8 protein-coding genes are annotated in these 13,744 nt (G+C 40.9%); 4 read left to right on the top strand and 4 right to left on the bottom strand.

Annotation, left to right across the window (positions count from 1 at the left end; all coding sequences use genetic code 11):
- Positions 1-23 precede the first annotated feature (23 nt).
- Together ACWIB3_RS06735 and ACWIB3_RS06730 are read left to right on the top strand one after the other, a co-directional pair.
- Entirely contained in the window at positions 24-1,904 is a 1,881-nt protein-coding gene (locus ACWIB3_RS06735) for an LTA synthase family protein (protein ID WP_454291232.1), read from the top strand.
- Between the two features lies 1 nt (position 1,905).
- Positions 1,906-3,831, top strand: a complete 1,926-nt coding sequence (locus ACWIB3_RS06730) for an LTA synthase family protein (protein ID WP_454291231.1) — start codon at positions 1,906-1,908, stop codon at positions 3,829-3,831.
- Here the strand turns inward: ACWIB3_RS06730 and ACWIB3_RS06725 are convergent.
- The 4 genes from ACWIB3_RS06725 to ACWIB3_RS06710 form a co-directional block, all read right to left on the bottom strand.
- Positions 3,828-4,847 (bottom strand): hypothetical protein, encoded by a 1,020-nt coding sequence (locus ACWIB3_RS06725; protein WP_454291230.1) that lies wholly within the window; start codon positions 4,845-4,847, stop codon positions 3,828-3,830. The genes ACWIB3_RS06730 and ACWIB3_RS06725 overlap by 4 nt on opposite strands.
- A 97-nt stretch (positions 4,848-4,944) precedes the next feature.
- Positions 4,945-6,192 (bottom strand): 2-oxoglutarate dehydrogenase complex dihydrolipoyllysine-residue succinyltransferase, encoded by a 1,248-nt coding sequence (gene odhB, locus ACWIB3_RS06720; protein WP_454291229.1) that lies wholly within the window; start codon positions 6,190-6,192, stop codon positions 4,945-4,947.
- A 65-nt stretch (positions 6,193-6,257) separates the two neighbouring features.
- On the bottom strand, positions 6,258-8,999 hold the full coding sequence (locus ACWIB3_RS06715) for a 2-oxoglutarate dehydrogenase E1 component (RefSeq protein ID WP_185214185.1): 2,742 nt from the start codon (positions 8,997-8,999) through the stop codon (positions 6,258-6,260).
- Between the two features lie 199 nt (positions 9,000-9,198).
- Complete coding sequence (locus ACWIB3_RS06710) at positions 9,199-10,434, bottom strand: deoxyribodipyrimidine photo-lyase (RefSeq protein ID WP_313261242.1); 1,236 nt, start codon at positions 10,432-10,434, stop codon at positions 9,199-9,201.
- 204 nt (positions 10,435-10,638) lie between these two features.
- On the opposite strand from ACWIB3_RS06710, the gene ACWIB3_RS06705 reads away from it, so the two are divergent.
- Positions 10,639-11,511, top strand: a complete 873-nt coding sequence (locus tag ACWIB3_RS06705) for a Rossmann-fold NAD(P)-binding domain-containing protein (RefSeq protein ID WP_185214187.1) — start codon at positions 10,639-10,641, stop codon at positions 11,509-11,511.
- Positions 11,512-11,574: 63 nt separating this feature from the next.
- Complete coding sequence (locus tag ACWIB3_RS06700; protein WP_454291228.1) at positions 11,575-13,413, top strand: UbiD family decarboxylase; 1,839 nt, start codon at positions 11,575-11,577, stop codon at positions 13,411-13,413.
- Positions 13,414-13,744: the final 331 nt, after the last annotated feature.

Below are 13,744 nucleotides of genomic sequence, written 5' to 3'. Positions count from 1 at the left end.
TTGGCGATTGAATTTTTTATGACATGAAAAATGTTATTAAGGATTTAAGGGGTTTCTTCTTCTATTTTGGCTACTGGCTATTGATGAGCTTCTTAGATCGATTGATATTCCTAATTTCGTTTTACGATAAAGTCAATTTTTCCAACTTTAAGGATGTATTGAGGATTTACTACCACGGATTGCCACTTGACTTTTCCGTGGTCTCTTATATATGTGCCCTTCCTTTTCTGGGCTACCTCGTTCTGAACCATTATTCTAACGAGATCCTTAAGCGAAAACTGCTCTATGCCTATACTTTTCTGATACTTATCCTATTTCAGATTGTCACTTTTGCCAATGTCAATATTTATAGGGAATGGGGGGATAAAATTTCAAAACGCGCCATTGATGCCATCGCTGAAGATGCTGCTGGAGCAGCGGCCTCAGCTGAATCGACCCCAATCTTGATTCCTGTCCTGGGCATCGTATTGTTGACTGCTGGAGGATATTGGTTATTTCTAAGGCTATTTAGAGAAGTGAGGTTCCCTAAGAAATTAGCATGGTGGATATTGGGGATACAGTTCTTCATTGGTGGACTTTTTCTCTTCGGATTTATCCGTGGTGGATTTGGAAGGGCCCCTTTGAATCCTAGTAAAGCCTATTTTTCAGCCAATACCTTTTATAATCATGCAGCGGTCAATACCCATTACGCCCTGTTGCGCGAGTATTTTACGAGAAACCAGCGCATGCGCTCTCCATATAAATACTTTTCCGCCGACGAAGAGGCCAAAACAGTATTGAAACCTGCTTTCACAGAAATACCGGACTCCACCTTCAATATCCTGAATGCCAAAAAGCCTAATGTCGTGGTTATTGTCCTGGAAAGTTTCGTTGCTGATCTGATACATTCCATGGGCGGAGAGAAGGGAATAACACCACATTTTGAAGAGTTGATTGCACAAGGTCTGTTTTTTGACCAGATTTATGCAGCGTCTGATCGTTCTGATAAAGGCATTGTCGGTATTTTCAGCGGATTTCCTGCACAAGGTCCTGAAAGCATCATAAAATATATCGATAAACATGAAAATATGCCTGCAATAGGGCAGGAGTTCCATGATGCTGGGTATAAAACCTCATTCTATCATGGTGGGCAGAGTGAATTTTACAACTTTAAGTCTTATATGTTGTCCCATGGTATTGAAAAAGTAGTTGATATCATGAACTTCAACCCGCTGTTGCCGCGAACCTCTTGGGGAGTGTATGATCATGTCGTGTTTGAAAGAATGATCGAAGACTTGGATGAAGAAGATCAACCCTTCTTTTCCAGTATTTTTACCTTGGTCAATCATGAACCTTTTGACCTTTACGATGGCTATAAATTTGGTAAGGACAATAATGTAAACAAGTTCAAGAGTACGGCATTTTATACCGATCAGGCAGTCCATGAATTCTTGGAGCAGGCAAAAACCAAAGATTGGTACAAAAATACTTTGTTTGTGCTTGTGGCAGACCATGGTCACCGATTGCCTTCGGAGAAATGGGACATCACTATGCCCCAACGTTTTCATATTCCGCTTTTGTTCTTTGGTGAACCTATAAAAGCTGAATACAGAGGGAAAAAGATGAACATGATCGGAAATCAAACAGATCTTGCCAAATCCCTGTTAAATCAATTAAAACTACCTACTGATCGCTATCGTTGGAGTCGTGATCTTTTCAACCATAGCTTCCCTCAGGTCGCCTTCTATAATTCTAAGGATGCATTTGGCATCATAACCAAAGAGGAAGTGGTTTCATACGATCGTGTAGGGAACCGAGTGAACTTTATTGCCAACGAGCAGTACCCCAAGGAAAAAGCAGATAGCCTTATGAATATGGCAAAAGCTTATTACCAAGAGGTATATGAAGATTTTATGAAATATTAATATGATTAAGTTAAGAGGATGGTTTGGACCTTATTTAGCAATGGCAATTCGCCTTGGATTGATGCTATTGCTCTATGGAATCCTTAGGCTCGGGTTCTATGGATTCAATATGTCCCAATTTCCCCAGGTAACTTTTTCTGAACTGATGCTCATGATGGCTGGTGGAGTGAAGTTTGATATCGTAGCTTTGCTGTACATCAATATCCTATATATCCTGCTTGTTTCCTTTCCAGTTCCTTTTAAATATAACCCTGTTTTTTCCAAAATAACCAAATGGGTCTTTGTCGTATCCAATAGTATAGGAATAGCCCTTAACCTTGTTGATTTCGCCTATTACCCTTTTACCTTAAAGCGAACTACCGGAACCGTGTTTGGGCAGTTTGCCAATGAAGAGAATCTTGGAAATTTGTTCTTGGACTTTGGTTTGGAATATTGGTACCTGCTACTGTTTTTTATCCTGATCGTATGGGGGTTGATAAAGCTCTATGACCTGGTCCAAGTTGAAAAACCGGTGGCATTCAATTGGAAATTCTATTCCGTGCAGTTAGTGCTTTTATTGGCCGTGGCTTTTCTCTTTGTTGGAGGTGTACGTGGTGGCTGGGCCCATAGCACTCGACCGATCACATTGAGCAATGCCGGAGATTATGTGAAATCCCCGGAGGAAATGAACATCGTGCTCAATACGCCCTTTTCGATCTTGAAGACTTTAAAGGCTGTAAGCCTCAAAGAGGAGCATTTCTTTTCAGACCAAGAACTTAATGCCATGTACCCGGTTGTCCATCAACCTAAGGACTCTGCACAGTTTAAGAAATTGAACGTTGTCGTTTTGATAATGGAGAGTTTTGGTAAAGAGCATATTGGATTCTTTAACAAAGATCTGGACAATGGAACTTACAAAGGATATACTCCCTTCCTAGACTCCTTGATCCAGCAATCCTATACTTTCACCAGATCGTATGCAAATGGCCGTAAATCCATCGATGCATTGCCTTCTGTGATTACAGGGATACCTTCGATTGGAGAACCCTTTGTACTTTCGATCTATTCAGGAAACAAAACAACAAGTTTAGCAAAGCTGCTTTCGGATGAAGGCTATGAAACTTCCTTTTTCCATGGAGCCCCGAATGGTAGCATGGGTTTTTCGGCCTATATGCAGTTAGCGGGAATCAAGCATTATTATGGTAAAAATGAATACAATAATGATGCTGATTTTGACGGTATCTGGGGAATCTGGGATGAGCCCTTTATGCAATACATGGCAAAAGAAATGGATCAAATGCAAGAACCTTTTTTCAGTAGCTTTTTTTCCTTGTCCTCACACCACCCTTTCAAGGTTCCAGAGAAATATGCCGGTAGGTTTCCGAAGGGAACCCTTCCTTTGCACGAGCCTTTAGGTTATGCTGACCATGCCCTAAAGGAATTTTTCGAAACGGCTTCAAAAAGTTCCTGGTACAAGAATACCTTATTTGTGATCTGTGCCGACCATGCCAGTATGAGCCATTTTAAAGAGTACAATACCATGCCCAATTCCTTTGCCATCCCAATTGTGTTCTACTATCCTGGCGGGGATTTAAAAGGTGTTTCCGATAAGCTTGTTCAACAGATAGACATCATGCCTACGGTATTGAACTATTTGGAATATGATAAACCTTATTTCTCTTTTGGATTTGATGCCTTAGCTCCCGACCGAAATAACTTCGTGGTCAGCAATATTGGGAATATCTACAACTTTTTTATGGGTGATTATTTCATGACCTATGGAGATAAGGAAGTGAAGTCTGTCTATAACCTCAAAACCGATAAGCTATTAGAGCATGACCTGAAAGGAAAGGAACCTCAGGTTCATGACTCCCTGATGAAACATCTGCAATCTTTTATGCAACAATACAACAATCGGATGATCCACAACAAATTAGTGGCCGATTAATTTACAATGGTTTTTCCAAATTTATATCGAAGGGTAAACATCTGCTGATTGTCCACTTTTCCAGGGGAGAAATGGAATGAGGCGGTAAACTTTCCTTCTATTTTGTCTGATTTGAAGGGCATCCAACCTAAGTCTAAACGATCATAGGTCCTACGGTGGTAAAACGAGTCGCCATTAGGTAGGTTCAATGGTTCACCTAGGTACAATGTATTAGCCAGAAAAAACCTTTTATAGCCCAGATGTATATTGGAGATAAATCCATTTGCTTTTTGCATGTCATAGACCGATCTGACGCGATCGAATCCCATAGCTGCACCAGCATCAATGGTCAGTGAGTCAAAGACAGTCTTATGGCTTAGATCTACACCCAGCCTTAGCATTACTACCGCATTATCTTGTATATGTTCGTCGATGCTATCATTGCTAGTTAGCGCATTATGGTACATCATCCCATCATTACGGATAAAGAAGTTTCCAATGCTAAATTTTCCAGATATTCCAGCGACAAATTGTTCCCTATTCTGATAACCTTGTTTGCTCATCCAGTCAATGAAAACAGATTGTTGGAAATTGCCGTTCTTGTAATTGAAGTACATCCCTTCAATATTTGGTCGGTCATACATCAAGGTGTCAGCCAAAACCATGCGAGGAATGTCTTTCAAACGTTCATACCTAGGCATAAACCCCAAAGCAAAATCAATTTTTTCCGTCTTGTAGTTATAGTATGCGATGGGGTTCCATCGACTTTTGTTTTCTGAATTGATTCCAAACTCCTGATTAAAATGCGCTCCGCCATAAAGCCTATGGTTCTTCTCTATCTCGAAGTATAGGTTAGGGGAGATGGTCGCTCCAAAGAAGGTTTTTGGGATGGTATATTGGGCTCCATACTCCCTGTTGTCTGCATATCCGAAAAAATCTATCCCAAGGCCTATCTTTTGTGCAAATGTGCTGAAGCTTATCAATAAAAGTAAAGCTGTTAGGACTGGTCTTGACATGGAAAATAGGTAATGCTGCATAAAATAATTTGGAGCTCAACTTATAAAGAATCTCTCAAAAATACAAAAGGTCGCTTAATTATTTTAAGCGACCTTTTGAGAATTATGTGTTTTGGAATTAAACTTCCAATAATAATCTAGCTGGATCTTCAAGTAATTGCTTAACGCGTACCAAGAAGCTCACTGATTCACGACCGTCGATAATACGGTGGTCATAAGAAAGAGCGATGTACATCATTGGACGGATAACCACTTGGCCATTTTCAGCGATTGGTCTTTGGATAATGTTGTGCATACCTAAGATTGCCGATTGAGGGGCATTGATAATAGGCGTAGACATCATTGAACCAAATACACCACCATTGGTAATGGTAAATGTACCACCAGTCATTTCGTCGATCGTCAATTTGTTGTCGCGAGCTTTTGTAGCCAATTCAGCAATTGCTTTTTCGATTTGGTATAGGGCCATAGACTCTGCATTTCTGATTACTGGAACTACTAATCCTTTTGGAGCAGAAACCGCAATTGAAATGTCAGCAAAGTCAGAATATACAAGTTCATTATCTTCGATACGAGCATTAACTGCAGGCCATTCTTTCAAGGCAGTAGTCACTGCTTTGGTGAAGAATGACATAAAGCCTAGACCGATACCATGTTTCTCTTTGAAAGTATCTTTGTACTTAGCACGAAGATCCATGATAGGTTGCATGTTTACTTCATTGAATGTAGTTAACATGGCTGTATCATTTTTAACAGCAACCAAACGCTTAGCGATTGTTTTACGCAATGAGCTCATTTTCTCACGACGTTCAACACGCTCACCTGCACTCACTGGAGCAGATGGAGTTACCGCTGCAGCAGGAGCCGCTGGTTTAGATTCCGCTTTCGCTGGAGCTGCTTGAGCTTTCTCAGCATCCTCTTTGGTGATTCTTCCGTCTTTACCTGTTCCTTTGATCGTAGATGGGTCGATTCCTTTTTCTCTTAAGATTTTAGCGGCAGCAGGTGATGCTGTGCCAGCAGCATAAGTTTCAGGACTTTCGTCAGCTTCAGCTTGAGCAGGTTTTGACTCCGCCTGTGCAGCTGGAGCTTCCTCTTTTTTCGCTGGAGCATCGCCAGATCCTGCAGGAGCGTCTCCGTCTTCAATGGTACATACTACCGCACCGATTTCCAGTGTATCACCTTCTTGTGCAATAATACGTAGGATACCAGCTTTTTCAGCAGGTAGTTCAAACGTTGCTTTATCAGATTCTAATTCGGCAATGTTCTCGTCCATTTCGACGTAATCACCATCTTGTTTTAGCCATTGGGCCAAGGTTACTTCGGTAATTGATTCACCAACCGAAGGGACTTTGATTTCTAAGCTCATATTTACTTCTTTTAAACCTCCATTAAATATACTATAATATTACAACGGACGGTTAAACATTTTGTTTATTCGAATGATTTATTAATTATTGCTTCTTGTTGTGCCACATGTTTTTTCATGTAACCTGTAGCAGGGCTTCCGCTCTCCGTACGTGCAATATAATCCGTGAAATCAAGATCAGTCTTGCGGAATATACGGCAGTAATATGGCCATGCACCCATGTTTTCGTTTTCTTCCTGAACCCAGATGAATTCAGTCGCTTTCTTGTACTTCGCACGGATCGCCTTGAATTGATCTACCGGTGCAGGATACAATTGCTCAACCCTAACAATGGCTACATCGGTACGTTTGTCTGCTTGTTGTTTCTCCAATAAATCGTAGTAGATTTTTCCTGAACAGAATAATACACGTTTTACGGTCGTTGCTTTTGCGTAGCTATCATCGATTACTTCTTGGAAGTTCTCTTTGGTAAAGTTATCCAGTTTAGAAACCACTTTTGGATGGCGCAATAAACTTTTTGGCGTAAAGACTACCAATGGTTTACGGAAATCTCTTACCAATTGACGGCGCAATAAGTGGAAGTAGTTCGCTGGAGTGGTACAGTTTGCAATGATCAGGTTGTCGTTCGCACATAATTCCAAGAAACGTTCGATACGTCCCGAAGAGTGCTCTGGACCTTGACCTTCCATACCGTGAGGTAACATCATGACCAAACCGTTCGATCTTTTCCATTTGGTTTCAGCACTTGACAAATATTGGTCAACGATAATCTGAGCACCATTGTAGAAGTCACCAAACTGTGCTTCCCAAACTGTCAATGCTTGAGGATTCGCCAATGCATATCCATATTCAAAACCTAGGACTGCATACTCAGAAAGTAAGGAGTTATAGATGTTGAAACGCTCACCACCATTAACATTTGCCAATGGAATGTATTTCTCCTCCGAGTCTTCCAAAGTCAAAACTGCATGTCTGTGAGAGAATGTACCTCGTTGAACATCCTGTCCTGAAATACGAACGCGTTTGCCATCATCCAATAGGGTAGCATAAGCCATCAATTCACCCATCGCCCAATCGTAGTTGTCATTTTTAACCATGGCAGCACGATCTTCGAACAATTTTGAGATCTTACGGAAGAACTTCTTGTCTTTTGGTAGGGTCGTGATTTCCGTAGCCAATTTCAAGAATTCCTTTGCAGGAACCTTCGTGTCTACCTCTTCATAGTTATCAGCCTTTTTAGCGGCATGTAAACCTTTCCACGCTCCACCGAACATTGGAACTTCTTCGTCCAATTTATCTGTTTTCTTGGCGATGTCCAATTGCTCTTGAAGATAATCCTTAAATTCCTTCTCTGTGTTTTTCACATAGGTCTGGTCAATGGATTTCTCATCCACCAATTTCTTGGCATATACATCTTTTGGATTCGGATGTTTTTCAATAGCCTTGTACAATAATGGTTGAGTAAACTTAGGTTCATCAGCCTCGTTATGCCCGTAACGACGGTAACATAATAGGTCGATATAAACATCAGTTTTATATTTCTGACGGTATTCTACCGCTAAATTAATCGCATAAACTACTGCTTCAGCATCATCTCCATTGACATGGAAAACTGGTGAAGAAGAGATCTTGGCAACGTCCGTACAGTAAGTTCCTGAACGGGCATCTTTATAGTTGGTCGTAAAACCAACTTGGTTGTTGATGACAATGTGAATGGTACCACCAGTGCGGTATCCTTCAAGTTTTGACATCTGAGTTACCTCATATACCACACCTTGACCTGCAATTGCCGCATCTCCATGAATCAATATCGGCGCAATCTTCGATGAATCGCCATTGTATTTCATGTCGATTTTAGAGCGCGTGATACCTTCTACGATAGGATCTACGGTTTCTAGGTGCGAAGGGTTTGGAGCCAGAGATAGGTGGATAGATTTACCGTCTTCTGTAGTCACGTCCGATGAATACCCTAAGTGGTATTTTACGTCACCACCAAATTGTAATTCGGGATCCTCTTCGGCATACATTTTACCTTCGAATTCAGAGAAGATAGTTTTGTAAGGTTTACCCATGATGTTTGCCAATACGTTCAAACGACCACGGTGAGCCATACCGATCATAAATTCTTGGATTCCTAAACTAGCACCTTTTTCAATGATGGAATCCAATGCTGGAATTAAGCTTTCAGCACCCTCAAGGGAGAAACGTTTTTGTCCCAAGAATTTGGTCCCCAAGAAACTTTCGAAGATCACCGCACGGTTCAGTTTCCTGAAAATGCGTTTCTTCTGATCTACATCGTAGTGAGGTTGGTTTCTGTCCGCTTCCATATGGTCTTGCAACCATTTGATTTTCTCAGGATTTCGGATGTATTTGAATTCAGCACCAATAGAACGACAGTAAGTGTCTTCAATCAGCTGACGGATATCTCTTAATTTGGCAGGGCCTAAACCAACTTCCACACCAGCATTGAAAACCGTGTCCATATCAGATTCTGATAGGCCAAATGTCTCTAACTCTTTGCCTGGGTAATATTTGCGACGCTCGCGAACAGGGTTGGTTTGGGTAAATAGGTGACCACGGTCTCTATAACCATGGATCATGTTTAGTACGTTGATTTCTTTTAATGCGTGATCAGATACACCTTCAACTGATTCAACCGAACCACCTTCTGATGTTTGACCAAAGTCAAATCCTTCAAAAAACTTTTGCCAACCAAAATCTACTGAATTTGGGTCAGCTTTGTATGCTTGATATAAACCGTCGATGTAACTCGAATCAGCATTACTCAAAAATGTCAATTTGTCCATGTGGATTGGGGTGATAAAATTTTGCCAAATTTATAAATAATAAACATACTTTTCCGCATTTAATCGATATAAAATACAATGTTTTAGCATGTTTTTTCGTGTATTCTGTTTAAGAAATAAATAATAGTCAATTTTTGATAAACTTTGGGTTTATTATTGTTTTCTCCATAATATTTTAACGTTGAGAAAATGAATTTGTTTATTTCGAAACATATAATTTCTTGGCAAGATCTTGCCAGTCAGCACAGCTGTTTTCCTTAGGACTGGTCCCCACAGAAGCCATGTGCGACCAAAAGCCATAGGTGGTTGCTGGCGCATAATCTAATAGGTGCTCCTCAAAAAAGCTAGCACCGGCAAGCCAGTTGGAGTCTAGCTCTTGGGTAAAATATTTGGAAATCAACCTTCGCTCCGCATAGGTGATGTTTCCTGTGCTCAATAGAGTTTGGATGCTATCATCAACTGTTTCCTGACCAGTATTGGCCGTTTTCCAGTTCAGGACCAATTCCTCATTGATGCTTTCTATATTATTTTGCTCTGTTTCCATTCCATTTAGCTTAAAAAATACATTGGGATATTTTTTGAGCATAAAGCGGAAATAGTCTCTCCACAATAGCATGGTCATCAGGCGATCGTATCTTTTTTTATTTTGGACCAACGCTGAATCCTGCATCTCATGGTAAACGTAAATCGGCGATAGGGCTCCAATAGCGATATATGGGGAGATCAATGAGAAATTGTTCAGCCCTTCGTAATTGGGGTCCAAAAGGTTTTTAAGTTTTTCTATACCAAAATCTTCGCCCCCTTCAAAGCTTTTCCCAGCGAGGGGTTCTATTTCCTCTTCGGTATAGCCTAACTCCTTTAAGCTAGGGATATTCGTTTCTTCCAAGTGTTGCGGGCTAGGAATATTCTGAGGCGCAGCAAGGGGAAGGCGAACCGAACTTTCTCGTTCGATCTTTTTCCTGAAAATATTGAATTTATCAGGAATATCCTTGATTGGAAAGGGTAGGTCCTCTTTGTGAAAAAGGGTATGGCCGATAAAATGCCTCAGGTTGATTTTGTTCTCCCAAAGCTCGGCTTCCACGATCTCGGAAATCTGGGTCTCCCTCGAGGCTACCTCCCGATGGTGGAATACTTCTCCAACCTCATATTTAGCACATAAAACAGGAAGGATTTCCTCAGGTTTTCCAACAAATGTCATCAGGTCACTGCCCATTTTTTGGAGTTTCGCCTTTAATTGCGCAACCGATTCCAAAAGAAATTGTGCCCTCTTGATGCCGGTATTGTTTTGTTGGAATTTGTTTTTGTGGAAATAACGAGGATCGAAACAGTAAACGGGAATGATTAAGTCTGATTTGTTTATAGCTTCAATTAATACTTCATTGTCATGCAGTCTTAAATCATTCCTAAACCAAACAAGAACTACTCTTTTACTCATATTATACCCCGAAATGCGTTACTTAACAAATATAGTCTATTCTAAGTGACTGGGGGCATCCCCAACCCGAATTTTTACATGTCAAAGACAATGTGATTAATTGTTAAAATTTATTTGATTTGTAAAATTTTTAGAAACTTTAAACTTTCGCAGTTTAATTCTGTTAGCATTAAATAAATATTATAACAAATAAGAGGAGGGAAGATGGAAGTGTTATTATCAGGTTTGAATTCTTATTTGGGAAAACGAGCCATGAGTAACCTGAGCAGGGAGGATTTTAATGTACATGGGATTGTTAGGGACTTGGATTTGTTTAAATCCAGAGTGTTTGAGACATTGACGGCAACTCTTGATAAGGTCGATTTATTGCGGAGAGGCAGAGAATTTGAAGCCTTTAAAATCGAGTCTGGAGTGGGCCTTTCCATTTATATTACCCATGTTCCTACATTAGGTGAACTCGTTAACCTTAATTTAGAACTTATAACATTGAAAAACTTCATTGAACTGACCAAGTTAAATGGAGGTAAACGAATCGTCTATATAGCAAGGCTAATGGATAAGCCTTTTATTAAGGATATTGAAGCGCTCTTGAAAGCTTCCAATATCACCTATACCATCGTGCTCAAAAACTTGGCTATAGGGAAGGGCAGTGTCCTGGATAAATATATGCATCTCCTGATCAATGGACGTTATCTGCCCTATGATAATGCCATTGCCAAAGTTAAGTTCAATCCTATCTCATCTCTGGACCTCTTACGCTGGGTCTATAATGTGGATTGGGACAAATGTTTCCTGAATGAAACCATTGAGATTGGAGGGCCAAGAACCATCACCGTTCAAGAAATTTATCGCTTGTACAAGAAAACTTTGTACCCTAATGCCGAAGTGAAAAGCATATTGGTCCCACATTTTATTATGAGTTTGGTTTTCAAAAAAGCCTACCATATCCATAAAGAGGACCTTATTGAATTCAAGCGCCTCATGGAGCGTGAATACCCTATTGACAATACATCTTGGAAAAACAAAATCTTATTCTCCTTTACCCCGCTAGATCAGGTCATCAAGCTCGACCAATAAATTCTTAAACCTTCTTATATTCCCGCTATTAGCTTACATTTGTAGCTAAGCGAGCTATTAAATATGGGATACAAAAGTTTACAAGAATGTGTTGCCGACCTAGAAAAACATGGTCATCTTATCCGAATCAAAGAAGAAGTCGATCCTTACCTGGAAATGGCCTCTATTCAGATGCGGGTATATGATGCCCAGGGTCCGGCCTTATATTTTGAGAATGTCAAAGGATCAAAATTTCCGGCAGTATCAAACCTCTTTGGAACCCTTGAGCGATCGAAATTCATGTTCCGGGACACCTTGGATCACGTCAAGAAATTGGTTGACGTCAAAATGAACCCGATGTCCGTTTTGAAAAAACCATTTTCCTATGCGGGCTCTTCCATGGTGGCCTTGGGTGCTTTGCCTTGGAAAAAGAAATCTGCAGCTCCCATTTTGTATGGGCAAACCAAGATCTCCGAACTTCCTCAGATCGTAAACTGGCCTATGGATGGTGGCCCTTTTGTGACCATGCCGCAGGTATATACAGAAGATATCAGCAAACCGGGCATCATGAATGCCAACCTTGGTATGTATCGGATACAGCTAGGGGGCAATGAATATGTCCAAGATCAAGAGATCGGTTTGCACTACCAGTTGCATCGTGGTATCGGTATACATCAGACCAAAGCAAATGCCTTAGGGAAACCGCTGAAGGTCAGTATTTTCGTCGGTGGTCCGCCTTCACATCCGCTTTCGGCTGTGATGCCTCTCCCAGAGGGACTCTCCGAAATGATCTTTGCTGGCGCCCTAGGGAACCGTCGCTTCCGTTATTTCTATGATGAGGAAGGCTTCTGTATCTCTGCAGATGCTGATTTTGTCATTACGGGTACCGTTTATCCAAATGACAACAAACCTGAAGGCCCATTCGGGGACCATATCGGTTATTATTCATTGGTACACCCTTTCCCATTGATGAAGGTACATAAGGTTTACCATAGAAAGGACCCCATCTGGTCCTTTACCGTCGTGGGTAGGCCTCCACAAGAAGATACCAGCTTTGGTGCATTGATCCATGAAATTACTGGTAATGCCATCCCTCAGCAGATCGGCGGTCTACATGCTGTACATGCCGTTGACCCAGCTGGAGTGCATCCCCTGTTGTTTGCCATAGGTAGCGAACGATATACGCCATATCAAAAGGTCGATAGACCTCAGGAAGTATTGACCATTGCAAACCAGATTTTAGGTACCAACCAACTCAGTCTTGCGAAATATCTATTTATTTCAGCCTTTGAGGATAACCCTCAATTGGATATCCATAGTATCAAGGATTTCTTTACCCATATCTTCGAAAGGATTGACCTTAGCAGGGATCTGCACTTCCAAACCAACACGACAATCGATACCCTGGATTATACAGGGGATGGATTGAATGCAGGATCAAAGGTCACTTTTGCAGCTGTAGGGGAAGTAAAAAGACAATTGATTAGCGAATATCCTGTGGGATTAGATTTACCAAGACCTTTCAACCATGGAAAATTGGCTTTACCTGGGATCATCGTACTAGATGGTCAAGCCTTTACGAGCTATGAAGAAGAAGCCAAGCTGCTGGGAGAATGGTGCGCGGCAGCAAAGGATAGAAATTGGGAAGGCATACAGCTTATCGTATTAGCAGATGATGCAGACTTTACCGCAGAAAATGAAAACAATTTTGTGTGGGTGACCTTTACAAAGTCCAATCCTGCCTTTGATATTTATGGTATCGATAGTTTCACGAGCCATAAACACTGGGGCTGCCATGGTCCTGTGATCATCGATGCGAGAAGTAAACCTCATCATGCTCCTGATCTGATCAAAGATCCGGCAGTGGAGAAGCGAGTTGATCAACTTGCCGCTAAAGGTGGATCCCTGCACGGTATATATTAGAACAAATTCCAAAAAATAATAGACGAGGTTGCCTTTTTTGGCAACCTCGTTTTGTATGCCATGCTCAGTCATTATTCTGGCCATCCCTAAAAATTTACAATCTTTTTTTTCCTCCATTTAAACTTGGTCTCATTCGGGACACATTCCGAATTTTCCGAATGTGTCCCGAATGAGACTAAAGGAATTCTCGAAGCCGGTTGGTAGGGACGCTCGAATGAATTGTTAAAATAATTTGAGCCAATAATCCAGCATGGTTAAAATTTTTACCCTGATGTGTTTTTCAATAAAAAACAATAATAGATACGAATAAATCAACAAAACTTTAAAATCC

This window comes from Sphingobacterium sp. NPDC055431 (assembly GCF_053644255.1).
The sequence above is the reverse complement of the archived record's forward strand: the minus strand, read 5'-3'. Positions and strand labels throughout refer to the sequence as shown.